The sequence below is a fragment of the Haloprofundus marisrubri genome (assembly GCF_001469955.1).
In the GTDB taxonomy this organism is placed as follows: Archaea; Halobacteriota; Halobacteria; order Halobacteriales; family Haloferacaceae; genus Haloprofundus; species Haloprofundus marisrubri.
The window spans coordinates 852,446-867,913 of the sequence record NZ_LOPU01000018.1 but is presented as its reverse complement, the minus strand read 5'-3'; the positions used below and the strand labels follow the sequence as shown (position 1 = coordinate 867,913).

General features: G+C 64.0%; 13 protein-coding genes. 11 read left to right on the top strand and 2 right to left on the bottom strand.

From position 1 onward, the window contains the following. Positions 1 to 214: 214 nt before the first annotated feature. The 11 genes from AUR64_RS10165 (at position 215) to AUR64_RS20930 (ending at position 11,359) form a co-directional block, all read left to right on the top strand. Positions 215 to 1,468: a LeuA family protein gene (locus AUR64_RS10165; RefSeq protein ID WP_058581786.1), complete on the top strand. Its 1,254-nt coding sequence runs from the start codon at positions 215 to 217 to the stop codon at positions 1,466 to 1,468. 490 nt (positions 1,469 to 1,958) lie between these two features. Further along, positions 1,959 to 3,728, top strand: a complete 1,770-nt coding sequence (gene ilvB / locus AUR64_RS10160; protein WP_058581785.1) for a biosynthetic-type acetolactate synthase large subunit — start codon at positions 1,959 to 1,961, stop codon at positions 3,726 to 3,728. Further along, positions 3,725 to 4,432 (top strand): acetolactate synthase small subunit, encoded by a 708-nt coding sequence (gene ilvN / locus AUR64_RS10155; protein ID WP_058581784.1) that lies wholly within the window; start codon positions 3,725 to 3,727, stop codon positions 4,430 to 4,432. Before ilvB ends, ilvN begins: the two co-directional genes overlap by 4 nt. A 6-nt stretch (positions 4,433 to 4,438) precedes the next feature. Then, positions 4,439 to 5,497 carry a ketol-acid reductoisomerase gene (ilvC, locus tag AUR64_RS10150; RefSeq protein ID WP_058581783.1) on the top strand — a complete coding sequence of 353 codons (1,059 nt, stop codon included), beginning with the start codon at positions 4,439 to 4,441 and terminating at the stop codon, positions 5,495 to 5,497. Next, the gene (locus tag AUR64_RS10145; RefSeq protein WP_071391247.1) at positions 5,490 to 5,849 is read left to right on the top strand and encodes a hypothetical protein; all 360 of its coding nucleotides are present in this window, start codon (positions 5,490 to 5,492) and stop codon (positions 5,847 to 5,849) included. The genes ilvC and AUR64_RS10145 overlap by 8 nt, the downstream gene beginning before the upstream one ends. Then, positions 5,842 to 7,263 carry a 3-isopropylmalate dehydratase large subunit gene (leuC, locus tag AUR64_RS10140; protein WP_058581782.1) on the top strand — a complete coding sequence of 474 codons (1,422 nt, stop codon included), beginning with the start codon at positions 5,842 to 5,844 and terminating at the stop codon, positions 7,261 to 7,263. The genes AUR64_RS10145 and leuC overlap by 8 nt, the downstream gene beginning before the upstream one ends. After that, positions 7,260 to 7,892, top strand: coding sequence for a 3-isopropylmalate dehydratase small subunit (leuD, locus tag AUR64_RS10135; protein WP_058581781.1), 633 nt, complete (start codon positions 7,260 to 7,262; stop codon positions 7,890 to 7,892). The genes leuC and leuD overlap by 4 nt, the downstream gene beginning before the upstream one ends. After that, positions 7,885 to 8,868, top strand: coding sequence for a 3-isopropylmalate dehydrogenase (gene leuB, locus AUR64_RS10130; RefSeq protein WP_058581780.1), 984 nt, complete (start codon positions 7,885 to 7,887; stop codon positions 8,866 to 8,868). The genes leuD and leuB overlap by 8 nt, the downstream gene beginning before the upstream one ends. 202 nt (positions 8,869 to 9,070) lie before the next feature. Then, on the top strand, positions 9,071 to 9,391 hold the full coding sequence (ptsH1, locus tag AUR64_RS10125) for a phosphocarrier protein HPr (RefSeq protein WP_058581779.1): 321 nt from the start codon (positions 9,071 to 9,073) through the stop codon (positions 9,389 to 9,391). A 7-nt stretch (positions 9,392 to 9,398) separates the two neighbouring features. Further along, positions 9,399 to 11,105: a phosphoenolpyruvate--protein phosphotransferase gene (gene ptsP / locus AUR64_RS10120; RefSeq protein ID WP_058581778.1), complete on the top strand. Its 1,707-nt coding sequence runs from the start codon at positions 9,399 to 9,401 to the stop codon at positions 11,103 to 11,105. Positions 11,106 to 11,209: 104 nt separating this feature from the next. Next, entirely contained in the window at positions 11,210 to 11,359 is a 150-nt protein-coding gene (locus AUR64_RS20930; protein WP_169794665.1) for a DUF7557 family protein, read from the top strand. A 61-nt stretch (positions 11,360 to 11,420) separates the two neighbouring features. Here the strand turns inward: AUR64_RS20930 and AUR64_RS10115 are convergent, their stop codons facing one another. Then, on the bottom strand, positions 11,421 to 11,873 hold the full coding sequence (locus tag AUR64_RS10115) for a DUF5799 family protein (protein WP_058581777.1): 453 nt from the start codon (positions 11,871 to 11,873) through the stop codon (positions 11,421 to 11,423). A 79-nt stretch (positions 11,874 to 11,952) separates the two neighbouring features. After that, entirely contained in the window at positions 11,953 to 15,303 is a 3,351-nt protein-coding gene (locus tag AUR64_RS10110) for a hypothetical protein (protein WP_058581776.1), read from the bottom strand. Between the last annotated feature and the right edge of the window lie 165 nt (positions 15,304 to 15,468).

The window sequence follows — 15,468 nt, the reverse complement described above, 5'->3', positions numbered from 1 at the left end:
TGACAGTTCGCGCGCGACTCGGTGACACGGTGAACCACCCCCGTTTCGCCGCCGTTTTCCCCAGTCGCACCCGGCCACCGACCTCCAGTGATATTATGCAATATAAGGGATTGTGACGAGTGAAAGGTCGTTGCCCTCGTGCGATTCGCGAGTCTTTCACGAACGTTGATGTCGTCCTCGTTTCACCGTGAATCTGTCTGAGAGATAGATTTATATGTGTGGTGCCCCCGAGCACGGCACACGATGTCTCACAACGACACGGAGGACACGTCGGCTACCCCGGCGGGTCGAGTTCTTCGACGGCACACTGAACTGCGAATCTGAAATCGAGACGGTACGCGTATTCGACACCACACTGCGTGACGGCGAGCAATCGCCGCGCACGTCGTTCAGCTACGACGACAAACGAGAAATCGCGTCGATTCTGGACGCGATGGGCACCCACGTCGTCGAGGCTGGTTTCCCCGTCAACTCCGACGCGGAGTTCGAGGCGGTCCGCGACATCGCCGCGGCGACCGAGACCACCACGTGTGGTCTGGCCCGCGTCGTCGACGGCGACGTGGAAGCCGCACTGGACGCCGGTGTCGACATGGTTCACGTGTTCGTCAGCACCAGTGACGTACAGCTACAGGACTCGATGCACGCTTCCCGCGAGGAGGCGGTCGAACGAGCGGTCGCATCGGTCGAACGAGTGAAAGACGCGGGCGTCGACGTGATGTTCTCGCCGATGGACGCCACCCGGACCGACGAGGCGTTCCTCTACGAGATAATCGAGGCCGTCACCGAGGCGGACGTCGACTGGATAAACGTCCCCGATACGTGCGGGGTGGCGACGCCGACGCGCTTTGGCGACCTCATCAGGTCGATTCGAGAGCACACCGACGCGCGCATCGACGTCCACACCCACGACGACTTCGGCCTCGCCGCCGCCAACGCGCTGGCGGGGTTCGAGGCGGGCGCGGCGCAGGCGCAGGTGTCGGTCAACGGCATCGGCGAACGCGCCGGCAACGCCGCCTTCGAGGAAGTCGTGATGGCAGCCGAGAGCGTCTACGGCGTCGACACCGGCGTCGACACGACGAAAATCACCGAACTCTCCCGCATGGTCGAGGAGAAGTCGGATATCCCGACTCCCGCGAACAAATCGGTCGTCGGCCGGAACGCCTTCTCGCACGAGAGTGGCATCCACGCAGCGGGCGTTATCGAGAACGCCGACACCTTCGAACCCGGCGTGATGACGCCGGAGATGGTCGGCGCGAAACGCGAGTTCGTGTTGGGCAAACACACCGGCGCGCACTCGGTCCGGAAACGACTGGAGGACGCGGGCTACTCGCCGACGGACGCCGAAGTGAAGCGGGTCACCCGCCGCGTCAAAGACTACGGCGCGGACGGCGGCCGCGTCACGATGAGCGTCTTAGAACAGTTCGCCCGCGACGCGGGTATCGAGGAACCGGAGGAGGTCAGCGCCTGATGGCCCGCCGCGGCGTCGCAGGCTCCACGGAGCCACGGGTGTACCACCCGGCGAGAAGCCGCGTTCGAAGGGGCCAGAAGGCCGGAGCACCGCTTCACGGGCGACAGACCGGGGCACGAGCATCCCCCCAGTCTGTTGCCTCCACACCACCCCGTGTGAGTCCGACTCGCTCGGGCAACGTTTGCACGGCACGAAAGGGTTTTTACCCACCAGTGATAGGAGGCGAACGAGATGCGACAGCCGACCACACGCCGCACGTCCGCGACGGCCCCCGAGCCGTCGCTCCGCGGCGAGGCTGTCGTCGAGTCGCTCATTATTGTAGGGGCCGCCTAGCCCCTCACCACCCCCTCTTCCGACCCCGTTTCGCACCGTTTTCGAGCACGAGCCGTGCAACCAGTTCGCACACTCGTCGACACCAAGCCACACGCAGACAACCGATGCGACCGTATCGACCACCCACACACCACCGAACACAGAGAGGAGGCACAGCATGAGCGAACAACAGCCAGCGCCGACAGCCGACGAGGCGGCAGACGCCGAGACGACGACCGACGCGAGCGAACCGACGCAGACACCGGTCACGACCGGCGCGGCGTCGGTCGTCCGCGCACTCGAAAACGCCGGCGTCGAAGCCGCCTTCGGCGTGCAGGGCGGGGCAATCATGCCCATCTACGACGCGCTGTACGACTCGGATATCCACCACGTGACGATGGCGCACGAGCAGGGCGCGGCGCACGCCGCCGACGCGTACGGCGTCGTCCGCGGCGAACCCGGCGTCTGTCTCGCCACCTCGGGTCCGGGGGCGACGAACCTCGTTACCGGCATCGCCGACGCCGACATGGATTCGGACGCGATGCTCGCGTTGACCGGGCAAGTCCCGTCGACGATGGTCGGCTCAGACGCGTTTCAGGAGACCGACACCACCGGCGTCACCGCGCCAATCACGAAACACAACTACTTCGCGAGCGACGCAGACACCGTCGGCGACACCGTCGGTGAGGCGTTCGCGTTGGCCGCCGAAGGTCGGCCGGGGCCGACGCTCGTCGACCTGCCGAAAGACACCACGATGGCCGAAACCGACCGCGAACCCGGCCCCGCGAGACCGCCGGAGACGACGACGCCACCGACGGAAGCCGACGAGGAGTCCGTCGACGCGGCCGCCCGGGCTATCGAACGCGCGGAGAAACCGTTGCTGCTGTTCGGCGGCGGCGTCGTCAAGGCGAATGCAACGGAGGAAGCCCGCACGTTCGCCATCGACAACGGGATTCCTGTCGTGACGACGATGCCCGCCATCGGGTCGATGCCCGAAGACCACGAACTCTGTCTGTCGTGGGCAGGGATGCACGGCACCGGCTACGCGAACATGGCGGTCACGCACTGCGACCTGCTCGTCGCCGTCGGCTGTCGGTTCGACGACCGACTCACCGGCGGCGTCGACACCTTTGCACCAGAGGCCGAAGTCGTCCACGTCGACGTCGACGAGGCCGAAATCTCGAAGAACGTCCACGCGGACTACCCCGTCGTCGGCGACGCGAAAGCGGCCCTCGACCAGTTGACGGAGGCAGTCGACGACGCGCCCGACGCCCGCGAGTGGCGACAGCAGTGTACGACGTGGAAAGAGGAGTATCCGCTGGCCTACGCGACGCCCGAGAACGAACCGCTGAAACCGCAGTTCGTCGTCGAGGCGCTGGACGAAGCGACGCCCGACGACGCCATCGTCACCACCGGCGTCGGCCAACACCAGATGTGGGCCGCACAGTTCTGGACGTTCACCAACCCGCGCACGTGGGTCTCCTCGCACGGCCTCGGCACGATGGGCTACGGTCTGCCCGCGGCCATAGGCGCGAAACTCGCGGCCCCCGACAAGGACGTGGTCTGTGTCGACGGCGACGGCTCGTTCCTGATGACGATTCAGGAACTTTCGGTCGCCGTTCGCGAGGACCTCGACATCACCGTCGCGGTTCTGAACAACGAGTACATCGGGATGGTTCGGCAGTGGCAGGACGCCTTCTTCGAGGGTCGGCGGATGGCCGCCGACTACGACTGGTGTCCGGACTTCGCCAAACTCGCCGAGGCGTTCGGCGCGCGCGGCTTCAGCGCCGAGAGCTACGACGAGGCCGCCGACGCCATCGAAGATGCACTCGACTACGACGGTCCCTCGGTCATCGACTTCCACATCGACCCCGCCGAGAACGTCTACCCGATGGTTTCGAGCGGCGGTGCCAACGGAAAGTTCGCGCTCTCGGAGGACCAATTATGAGCGGCGAAGAATCGACTGACGCTCCGGAGTTCGAGGGACCCGGTATGCCCGGACCCGCGCCCGAGGAGCGCCCCCACCCGGAGGGTCGTCGAAACACCCACGGTGTCCGCATCGACCCGGAGGCGGAAGCCAAACCGCGTCAGCGGACGGCGGTCGTCTCGGCGCTGGTCGAACACGAACCGGGCGTGCTGTCCCGCGTCTCGGGGCTGTTCTCCCGGCGGCAGTTCAACATCGAGAGCCTGACTGTCGGCAAGACGACCGTCGACGGCCACGCGCGAATCACGCTCGTCGTCGAAGAGACCGACGCCGGCATCGACCAAGTGAAAAAGCAACTCGGGAAGCTGAAACCGGTCATCCAAGTCGGCGAACTCGACGACGACGCCGTGCGCGCCGAACTGGTCCTCCTGAAGGTTCGGGGCGACGAACCGGACAAGGTCCACGCCATCACCCAGATGTACGAGGGCGAGACGTTGGATGCGGGGCCGCGCACCATCACGGTCCAGATTACGGGCGACCAGCAGAAGATAGACGACGCCGTCGACGCGTTCCGACAGTTCGGCATCATCGAGATAGCTCGGACGGGACAGACGGCGCTCGCCCGCGGCGACACGCCGACGACGCCCGGTGAGGAACCGGGGCACTCCACCGAACCGAAGGATTCGACGTACAGTGACGCAACCGACGCAGACGACGAACCCAACTGATACACCATGACAGACGAACTCGACGCGACGATTTACTACGACGACGACGCAGACGCAACGTATCTCGACGGAAAGACAGTCGCCGTACTCGGCTACGGCAGCCAAGGCCACGCCCACGCGCAGAACCTCGCCGACAGCGGAGTCGACGTGGTCGTCGGCCTGCGCGAGGACTCGGCCTCGCGCGCCGCCGCCGAAGACGACGGGTTGGAGGTAGCGACGCCTGTCGAAGCGGCCGCCGCCGCCGACATCGTCTCCGTACTCGTCCCCGACACGGTCCAGCCGTCGGTGTACGAGGCCATCGAAGACGAACTCGAACCCGGCGACACGCTGCAGTTCGCCCACGGCTTCAACATCCACTACAACCAGATTCAGCCCGCAGAAGACGTCGACGTGACGATGGTCGCGCCCAAGTCGCCGGGCCACCTCGTCCGCCGCAACTATCAGGCCGACCAAGGGACGCCCGGCCTCGTCGCGGTGTACCAGAACACGACCGACGAAGCAAAGGAGGAGGCGCTGGCGTACGCGAAAGCCATCGGTTGCACTCGCGCCGGCGTCGTCGAGACGACGTTCCGCGAGGAGACCGAGACGGACCTCTTCGGCGAGCAAGCGGTGCTGTGCGGCGGCGTCACCTCGCTCGTGAAGACGGGCTACGAGACGCTCGTCGACGCGGGGTACAGTCCCGAGATGGCGTACTTCGAGTGTCTGAACGAACTGAAACTCATCGTCGACCTGATGTACGAAGGCGGACTCGGCGGCATGTGGGATTCGGTCTCCGACACCGCCGAGTTTGGCGGACTGACCCGCGGCGACGTCATCGTCGACGACCACGCCCGCGAGCAGATGGAGGAGGTACTCGAACAGGTCCAAAACGGCACGTTCGCCCGCGAGTGGATCGTCGAGAACCAAGCCGGTCGCCCGAGCTATCAGCAACTCCGTGAGGCGGAGAAGAGCCACGACATCGAGGTAGTCGGCGAGGAGCTACGCGGCCTGTTCGCGTGGGCGGAGGAGGAATCGAGCGAGAGCGAAGGCGAGGACGAGAAATCCCGGGTGACTGCAGATGACTGACCGAAACCAGCGAAATCGACGAAATGCCGACGGAACCGACGAGAAACAGACGATGGCCGACGTGAGCCACACGAACCCGAGCACACACGAGACGTTCGGCGAAGTGTTCCAGCGAGGGCCGGCGATGGCCGACGGGGGTGAGCTGAGCGGAGCGAAGCGAGCCTCGGTGGACCGAAGGTCCACCGGTGGTGAGCGCGAGCAACGCGAGCGCGAACGTGGCGAAACGATGCACGACGTCGACCACACCCCACCACACGGCGAGGACGTCGCGGAGGTGTGGGCGCGCGGCGGCAACGAACGACAGATCGTACGCGACGCGCGACGCAGCGAGGGTGAACCGGTAGATGAGTGAGGGCACGCTGTACGACAAGGTGTGGGACCGCCACGCCGTCGCCGAGTTGCCGACCGGCCAGACCCAACTGTTCGTCGGCCTCCACCTCATCCACGAGGTGACGAGTCCGCAGGCGTTCGGGATGCTGCGCGAACGCGACATGGAAGTCGCGTACCCCGAACTGACGCACGCGACGGTGGACCACATCGTCCCCACGGCGGACCAGTCGCGGCCGTACGGCGACGACGCCGCAGAAGAGATGATGGCCGAACTGGAAGAGAACGTCCGCGAGGCGGGTATCGAGTTTTCGGACCCGACGACCGGAAATCAGGGCATCGTCCACGTCATCGGCCCGGAGCAGGGTATCACCCAACCCGGCAAGACCATCGTCTGCGGCGACAGCCACACCTCGACGCACGGCGCGTTCGGTTCGCTCGCGTTCGGCATCGGCACCAGCCAGATTCGAGACGTGCTCGCAACCGGCTGTGTGGCGATGGAGAAACAGAAAGTCAGGAAGATAGAGGTCACCGGCGAACTCTCCGAAGGCGTCGAAGCCAAGGACATCATCCTCGAAGTCATCCGTCGTCTGGGTACCGACGGCGGCGTCGGATACGTGTACGAGTACGCCGGCGAGGCCATCGAGAGCCTCGACATAGAAGGTCGGATGAGCATCTGCAACATGTCCATCGAGGGCGGCGCACGCGCGGGCTACGTCAACCCCGACGAGACCACCTACGAGTGGTTGGCCGAGACCGACGAGTTCGCGGACGACCCCGAGAAGTTCGAGAGGCTCAAACCGTACTGGGAGTCGATTCGCTCCGAGGACGACGCCGAGTACGACGACGTGGTCGTCGTCGACGGCGACGAACTCGAACCAACCGTCACGTGGGGCACCACGCCGGGCCAAGGCGTCGGCGTCACCCAGCCGATTCCCGCGCCCGAAGAGCTTCCGGAGGAGAAACAGGACACCGCCAGAATGTCGCAGAAGCATATGGGCGTCGACCCCGGCGACACGATGGAGGGCTACGACATCGACGTGGCGTTCCTCGGTTCGTGTACGAACGCCCGACTGCCCGACCTGCGCCGCGCGGCAAAAATCGTCGAAGGCCGCGAAGTCCACCCGGACGTTCGCGCGATGGTCGTCCCCGGTAGTCAGCGCGTGCAAGAGCAAGCCGAGAAGGAGGGACTCGCCGACGTCTTTCGTGAGGCCGGCTTCGACTGGCGCAACGCCGGCTGTTCGATGTGTCTCGGCATGAACGAAGACCAACTGGAGGGCGACGAAGCCTGCGCGTCCTCTTCGAACCGGAACTTCATCGGCCGACAAGGGAGCAAAGACGGCCGAACCGTGCTGATGAACCCACAGATGGTCGCGGCGGCGGCTATCGAAGGGAAAGTCACCGACGTGCGGAATCTCTCGGAGGTGACGACCGTATGAGCGCAGATGCAGAGAGCGACGGTCCCGCAGACACCGTCCGTCACATCTCCGGGACGGGGGTGCCCGTCCGCGGCAACGACATCGACACCGACCAGATAATTCCGGCGCGCTTCATGAAGGTTGTCACGTTCGACGGCCTCGGCCAGTTTTCCTTTTTCGACCAGCGATTCGGCGACGACGACGAGGAGAAAGCCCACTCGTTCAACGAGGACCGCTTCCGCGACTCCTCTGTCCTCGTGGTTAACGCCAACTTCGGCTGTGGGTCGTCGCGCGAGCACGCCCCACAGGCGCTGATGCGCTGGGGAATCGACGCACTCGTCGGCGAGTCGTTCGCCGAAATCTTCGCGGGCAACTGTCTCGCACTCGGGATTCCGACGGTCACGGCCGACTCCGAAACTATCGAAGCGCTGCAGGCGTGGGTCGACGAGAACCCCGACGGCGACATCGACGTCGATGTCGAAGCCGAGACGGTCACCTACGGCGAAACGACCGTCGAGGTCGAGGTCGACGACGCCCAGCGGAAGGCGCTCGTCGAGGGCGTCTGGGACACGACTGCACTCATGAAATCGAACAAGAACGCCGTCCGGGAGACGGCCGAGTCGCTGCCGTACGTGGAGACAGATGACTGAGCAGATAGTCGTCATCCCCGGCGACGGCATCGGCCAAGAAGTCGTCCCCGCAGCGGTTCGCGTTCTCGACGAAGTCGGCGAGTTCGAGTTCGTCGAAGCCGAAGCGGGCGACCAAGTGAAAGCGGAGACCGGCGAAGCGCTCCCTCAGGAGACGTACGACCTCGTCGCGAGCGCAGATGCCACGCTGTTCGGTGCGGCGGGCGAGACGGCCGCGGACGTCATCTTACCGCTGCGAAAGGCGGTCGATTCGTTCGTCAACGTCCGCCCGGCGAAAGCGTACCCGGGCGTCGACGCGCTTCGTCCCGAGACGAACCTCGTATTCCTCAGAGAGAACACCGAGGGCGTCTACTCGGGTCACGAGAACCGCCTCAGCGACGACCTCTCGACGCTCACCCGAGTCGTCACCGACTCGGCCTCGCGGCGACTCGCCGAGTACGCCTGCGAGTTCGTCGAAGCGAACGAAAACGGGAGCGAGGAGTTCACCGTCGCACACAAAGCGAACGTGATGCGCGAGACGGACGGCCGGTTCCGCGACGCCGTCGTCGACGTGGCGAACGAACGCGGCGTCGACACCGACGAGGTGTTGATGGACGCGTTCGCCACGCACGTCTGTCTCGACCCGACGCGGTTCGACGTGGTCGTCTGTCCTAATCTGGCAGGCGACGTGCTCTCGGACCTCGCGGCGGGACTCGTCGGCGGCCTCGGTCTGTTGCCGTCGGCGAACGTCGGCCCCGAGCGCGCGCTCTTCGAACCGGTCCACGGCACCGCCCCCGACATCGCAGGCGAGGGTGTCGCCAACCCGGCGGCGACGCTGTTTTCGGCGGCGATGCTGCTCGAACATCTCGGCGAGAACGAAGCCGGCGAAAACGTTCGGTCGGCGGTCGAAGCTGTGCTCGAAGACGGCCCGCGAACGCCTGACCTCGGCGGCGACGCGTCCACCGAGGACGTGACGAGCGCCGTCATCAGCCGACTCTGAGCGTCGAAACCGCGTATTATCTCAGGTCTCGTTTCTCGCTATCCGGCACCGCATCCGACGAAAGATAACTTTCACTGCGGGTCGTACACCCTCGTATGGACCGAGACGGTACAGCCTGCTCCGCACAGACCAGCGCGCATACGTACGACGATTCAGCCGCCATCTCCGAGAGAGAACCGGGAGCCGAGGAGGTGACCGCGTGATGGAACGAACCGTTACCATCGTCCCCGAAGCGGGGTTGCACGCGCGCCCGGCCTCGAAGTTCGTCCAGACCGCCGGCGAGTACGACGCCGACGTAACTATCGAGAAAATCGGTGGCGACGGCAGTCCGAAGAACGCCGCCAGCATGCTCTCGGTGACGAGTCTCAACGCCGCCCACGGCGACGAGGTCCGACTGGTCGCGGAGGGCGACGACGCCGAAGCGGCGCTCGATGCACTCGAAGAGATACTGTCGACACCAGAAGCTAGCGAAGACGGCGAGAGTGGCGACGGAACGAGTGAGGCGGACGGAGACGAGGAGTGACCCCACCGTGAGCGAACGAACGCTTTCCGGCATCGGCGTGACGCCGCTGTCGGGTGTGGGAACCGTCGTCTGGTATCGTCCCGACGAAGCGCTCGAACTCGACGACCCGCCGAGGCAGAGCGAGGTAGACGCCGAGGCGGAACGCGAACGCTTCGAGGACGCGAGAGACGCCGCCCGCGAGGAGTTGGAGGCCGAACGCGAACGGGCCCGAGAACGCGTCGGCGACGAAGAAGCGGCCGTCTTCGACGCGCATCTCCAGTTCCTCGACGACCCCGAAATCGAGAGCGCTGTCGACGCCGAACTAGAGGAGGGTCTCTCCGCCGAACACGCCGTCAGCGAGGGGTTCGCCGGCCCAATCGAGCAGTTCGAGGCGATGGAGGGACGGATGGCCGAACGCGCCGACGACTTGCGCGACATCCGCGACCGACTCGTCCGTCTCTTGGTCGGCGGCGAGCGAACCGACCTCTCGGCGCTGCCCGAGGGCAGCGTCGTCTTCGCCGAGCGACTCACCCCAAGCGACACGGCGCAACTCGACCCCGAAATCGTCTCGGGATTCGTCACCGCAACCGGTGGGAGAACGTCGCACGCGGCTATCTTCGCGCGGTCGCTCGCACTCCCCGCAGTCGTCGGTGTCGGCGACGACCTGTTCGCCGTCGAGGAGGGAACCGACGTCGTCGTCGACGGCGATACGGGCGACGTGACTCTGAACCCGACCGAGGAGACGCGCGCGGCCGCCGCCGACTCCGACCGCGCCGAAGTCCGCTCCGACCCGGTTGCGACGAGCGACGGCAAACCCATCGAGGTAGCGGCGAACGTCGGCCAACCGGCCGAACTGGAAGGTGCAACCGAACAGGGTGCCGACGGCATCGGCCTCTACCGAACCGAGTTCCTCTTTCTCGAACGCGAGTCACCGCCCGACGAGGAGGAGCAGTACGAGACGTACGTCGAAGCGCTCGACGCCTTCCCGGAGGGTCGCGTCGTCGTCCGGACGCTCGACGTCGGCGGCGACAAACCGATTCCGTATCTCGAACTCCCAGAGGAGGAGAACCCGTTCTTGGGTGACCGCGGGATTCGCCGGTCGCTCGGCGTCGACGCCGACCTGTTCGAGACGCAACTGCGGGCGCTTCTTCGGGCGGCCGCCGACGGCGCGGGTGACCTCGCGGTCATGATTCCGATGGTCGCAACCGTCGAGGAGTTCGAGTCTGCACGGGAGACGCTCGACTCGGTGGCTGCCGACCTCGATAGCGAGGCTGTCGACTACGAGATTCCCGAGTTCGGGCTGATGATAGAGACGCCGTCGGCGGCGTTCATGGCCGACGAGTTCGCCGCGCGCGCGGAGTTCCTCTCTATCGGGACGAACGACCTCACCCAGTACGTGATGGCCGCCTCGCGTGGCAACGAACGCGTCTCCGAACTGCACGACCCGCAGCATCCGGCGGTGTTGCGCGCCATCGCGCGGACTGTCGACGGTGCCGAAGGAACCGACGCGTGGGTCGGCATGTGCGGGGAGATGGCGGGCGACCCCGAACTCACGGAACTGCTCGTCGGCTTGAGTCTCGACGAACTGAGTATGAGCGCGGTCACGATTCCGGACGTGAAAGCGAACGTCTCCGAAACCGACCGGGAGTCGGCCGAGAAACTCGCCAAGCGGACGCTTCAGGCGAGTACCAAACGCGACGTCGAGCGACTGCTAGACGGCGACGCTGAGAACTGAGTTCGGCCTCTCGCCGGAACTACCGTCTCGGAAGCAAGCCACAGTGTTCCGCTCGCCGCGCCCGCGGGTCGATGCTTATGCCCGTGGCCCGTGAAGTGGCAACTATGCCCGAAATACACCTCGACGACGACACCGTCAGCCGACTCGACAGCCTCCGCGAGGAAGACGAGGAGTACGACGAGATTGTCAACGAACTCATCAACATCTACGAAGCGGGTGAACTGACGCTGTTCCACGGCGGCGACGAAATCTGAGACGCTGCGACGGTCGACCGTCCCTGCCTCGTCCGCTCGCCGCGCTGGTCCGCCCTGCCGTTCACTCCTGATAGGCGACGCGGACTTGCTGCCACTTTCCTTTCTGTTCGAGATGTGACTGGAGTTCGTCGGCGTACTCCTGCGTGAGTCGCTCGGCGCGTTCGAGTTCGTCCTGATTGACGCCGCCGCTGTCCCCGCCGCCGATGCCCAGTGCGCCCTTTATCGAGTCGACGATGCCGCCGCCACCGCCGCGGTTGCCCCGTTCGGGCGCGCCGCCCATCGACTGCATCTGCGAGCGCACGTTCTCCAGTTCGGGCAGTATCTGCGGCACTTTCTCGGTGTTAGCGACGATGCGCGCGTTCTCGGCGTCGTCGGCGTTCTCGATTTCGAACTCGGTGGCGGTCATGATGAGCCCCCACTCTTGGCTCGTAAACGCCGAGTCCCGAATCCGCTGGTTGAACTCCCTGTCGACGGTCATTCGTTCGCCGACGATGCTGTCGGTCCAGTTCTGCATAGCCGACGATTGGGACACCGCGAGTATCAGCGTTGTGTCCCCGTCGGAACTCAGAAAAAACTGATTCGAGTCTGCGCGGTTAGCGTCGCCGTGCGAGCAGCAACCCCGCGGTCAACGCCGCGAAAAGCGCCGACAGCGGGCCGAATCCGGGGAATGTAGTCTCCGACTCGTTGCCGGCGGCCGTCGCCGCTTCGGTCGTCTGCGCCAGCGCCTCGTCGGGTGTCGCAGCGGCAGTCGTCTCTGCCGACGACTCGTCGGCCGTCGACGGTTCGGTTGTCTCCGTGTCGGTCTTCGTCGTCTCCGTCTGCGCTGTCGACGTCTCCGTTGTCTCGGTCGTCGTTGTGGTCGTGTTCTGTTCTTCTGCGGGCGTCGTCGTGGGCGGCGGCGTGGTGGTCGTCTCCGTCGCACCGTCGCCGTCGCCGGTCACCGCACCCTGATCCGCGCTGTTCCCGTCGTCTTCGGTGCCTTCGGCGTCGTTCGACTGCGGCGGATTGCTGCTGCCACCCGTCGGTGCATCGTCGCTGTCGTCGGACGTTTGGTCCGTATCACTGGATGGGTTCTTCGACTCCTGTTCGGTGTCGTCGCCGGGATTCTCCGTCTCCTGTCCGTCGCTCGACTCGTCCGTCGATTGGTCGGACTCGTCGGACCCGTCGGTCGACGGCTGCTGGGAGTCGTCCGACTCCGTGTCGTCTGTGGTGTCGTCGGTTTCCGACTCGTCGTCTTCGGTGTCACTCTCGGTCGAGTCGTCCGTTTGACCGTCGTCGGTGGTATCGTCCGTCTCGTCCCCGTCGGAAGTCGTGTCCGACTCTTCGGAGTCGCCGTTGGTTCCTTGTTCGTCGTCGGTCGTTCCGTCGTCGGTTTCGCTGTCGTCTGTTCCAGTATCCGACTCGTCACCGGTGTCGGATTCGTCGGTCTGGTCGTCACCGGTCTGAGTACCGTCCGTTTGTTCGTCGTCGCCGGTTTCTTCTTCGTCAGTCGAGTCGTCCTCGTCAGCGACGGTCTCTACGGTGAATCTCACGGTTCGGTCTTCGGTGAGCGTGATGTTCTCCCAGTACACCTGCTGGACGTACTCGGTCGCCTCCTCGGATGGGAAGGCGGCGATTTTGATGTCACCAGTGAGTTCGACGCCAGCAGTCTCCGGCGATTGTTCGGAGTTGCCGCCTTCAGTTATCCCTCCCATCCACCAAGTGTGTCCAGTGCTCTCGACGTCGTGATATTTGTTCACGTACACGCCGTCGGTCGGATTGCCGTCGTCGTCGGCTACGTGGACTTTGAGCAAATGTCCCTCCGGAACGACGACTTCACCGAGTTCGACGTCTTCGGGATGCTCGGAGAGCTCGAATTTGCCCAGGTTGTACATGTCGACGAGGCCGTCGTTCTCCGCCTGAATCTTCCCTTCCTCGTCCACTTGGAAGAACGTGAGCTGATTTTTGGTGTCGGGCGTTCCGACCATCTCGAACCGTCCGTTTTCGTCTGTGTGCACCGAGCGCGAGTGGTCTCCCGCTGTTTCGTTCCAGTACCACAGCGACACCATGTCGTTGGCGATAGGTTCGCCGTTCTCGGTGACGAGACGACCGCTGATGGTCGGTTTCTCGTCTTTGGAGTCGAGCGTGATGGTGACGTTTCGGTCCTCGGTGACCGTGACGTTCTTCCAGACTGTTTCGGAATCGAACCCGGTGACATCCTCTTTTGCGAAAACTCCAATTTTAATTTCGCCAGAGAGTTCACTGCTGGTCCATCCGTCGTTGCCGGTCAACTGCTGGAGCCACGGTGAACAATCGATGCAGTCGACGTTGTGGTACCGGTCGACGATAGCGTCCTCGACTGGGTTGCCGTTCTCATCGACGACTCGAACGTTCAATTCGTGGCCGTCGGGGACCACGACATCACCGAGTTCGACATCTTCGGAACTCTCAGTTAGGTCGCGTTTGTCGAAAGTGTAGATAGTGCTTGTATCGTAATCTCCAGTGAGACTCTCGTTGTCCTCGTCTTCGAAGAACGTTAGATGGTTTCGGGCGTCGGTCGCACCGACGATAGTAAACCGACCGTCCTCGTCGGTTCGCCCCCACGAGTACTGTCTGTCCGATTCGTTCCAGTGACCGTGGTGTACGATTCTATTCGCTATTGGCTCTCCCTCTTCGGTGACGAGACGGCCGCTGATAGTCGGCGCCGAGTCGAGCGTGATGGTGACTGTTCGGTCTTCGGTGACTGTGACGTTTTTCCAGACGGTCTTCTGGGCGATACCGTCCGCGTCTTCGGTTGGGTCTACGCGAATCAAGATGTCGCCGACGACTTCTACCTCACCGATGGTGCCGTGTTCGTCCGCTCTGTCTGCCTCGGGCGACCAAACGAGCGAAGACGACTTTTGTGCAGTCTCGTGGTACACTGACACCTTCGATTGGTCTATCGCAGAACCGGACTCGTCGACGACACGGACATCCAGCACGTGTCCATCGGGAATCTCGATTTTACCGACATTCTCCGATGTCTCGACTTGGCCGATACTGTAGATGTCGGCGACACCGTCGTGCTCCTCCACGTTCTGGACGAATGTGAGACTCTGCTCATGACCTGATTCAGCGTCGATAGAGAATCGACCGTCAGTGTCTGACGGTTCCCACGAGAATGTCGTATCGGAATCGCTCCAACGGAAGTATCCTAAACAGTTCGTCCGAATCGGGTCTCCATCACTCGTCACGAGCCGTCCAGTAATCGCTGTCGACGAGTCGAGCGTAACGGTCAGTTTCCGGTCCTCAGTCATCGTGAGCGACCGTTCGTACACTTTGTCGGCGTACGCAGAGGAACCACTCGGTGCTTCAACACGCACAAGCACATCGTCGGCAACTTCGACGCCGACCGGACTGTCTTCGGCGTCGAACAACCCATTTGCGTTCGTGTTTCCAGCGTACGACCAGCCTTCGTCAACGTTCGGGACGTCGTGGTACACACGAACGTGCGCGTCCTCAACTGGATTACCGTCTTCGTCGACAACTTCGACATCCAGAAGGTGTCCTTCCGGAATTTCGACATCACCGAAGTCAACGTTTTCATTCGGCTCCGTACTACCGATAGTGAACACGTCCGCGAGTCCGTCGCGCGGACCGAACGACCCGTCTTCGGCTTTCTGGAAGTACGCGAGTTGGTGTGAGGCCGTCGCGTTCGACTCGATAGAGAACCGACCGTCGTTTCCGGTCGTCACGTTCGCCGAACTGACCCCACCGTCTTCGCCCCAGAAGCCTACTGAGACGAGGTCACTCGACAGCGCCTCGCCGTCCGCCGAGACGAGGCGTCCCGAAATCGTCGGTTTCTCGGACGCTGCGTCCGTTCCACCTGCGCTGACGACTGTCGGCGCGAACGCACCTAGAACGACGAGTACCGTGACGAACACGGTGAACGTCGCACTGAACCTCGAACGTGATTTCGACTTCATCGATACCTCCGCGAGCGAGTCGGTCCACTCGCATCGCCGCGGCGTGCACCCTCCCCTGTCGTCTGTTGCATGGTCGACCCGACCAACACGGATAGATGGTTTTGTAATGACAACTGTTCTGAGACTCTGGGAGGCCGTGAGAAGCGTAATGCGGCCCCTACTTGC

Excerpts from the sequence above, each read along its gene's own strand:
- AUR64_RS10165 (WP_058581786.1), top strand. The coding sequence starts at position 215 with ATGTGTGGTGCCCCCGAGCACGGCACACGATGTCTCACAACGACACGG.
- ilvB (WP_058581785.1), top strand. The coding sequence starts at position 1,959 with ATGAGCGAACAACAGCCAGCGCCGACAGCCGACGAGGCGGCAGACGCC.
- ilvN (WP_058581784.1), top strand. The coding sequence starts at position 3,725 with ATGAGCGGCGAAGAATCGACTGACGCTCCGGAGTTCGAGGGACCCGGT.
- ilvC (WP_058581783.1), top strand. The coding sequence starts at position 4,439 with ATGACAGACGAACTCGACGCGACGATTTACTACGACGACGACGCAGAC.
- AUR64_RS10145 (WP_071391247.1), top strand. The coding sequence starts at position 5,490 with ATGACTGACCGAAACCAGCGAAATCGACGAAATGCCGACGGAACCGAC.
- leuC (WP_058581782.1), top strand. The coding sequence starts at position 5,842 with ATGAGTGAGGGCACGCTGTACGACAAGGTGTGGGACCGCCACGCCGTC.
- leuD (WP_058581781.1), top strand. The coding sequence starts at position 7,260 with ATGAGCGCAGATGCAGAGAGCGACGGTCCCGCAGACACCGTCCGTCAC.
- leuB (WP_058581780.1), top strand. The coding sequence starts at position 7,885 with ATGACTGAGCAGATAGTCGTCATCCCCGGCGACGGCATCGGCCAAGAA.
- ptsH1 (WP_058581779.1), top strand. The coding sequence starts at position 9,071 with ATGGAACGAACCGTTACCATCGTCCCCGAAGCGGGGTTGCACGCGCGC.
- AUR64_RS20930 (WP_169794665.1), top strand. The coding sequence starts at position 11,210 with ATGCCCGAAATACACCTCGACGACGACACCGTCAGCCGACTCGACAGC.
- AUR64_RS10115 (WP_058581777.1), bottom strand. The coding sequence starts at position 11,873 with ATGCAGAACTGGACCGACAGCATCGTCGGCGAACGAATGACCGTCGAC.
- AUR64_RS10110 (WP_058581776.1), bottom strand. The coding sequence starts at position 15,303 with ATGAAGTCGAAATCACGTTCGAGGTTCAGTGCGACGTTCACCGTGTTC.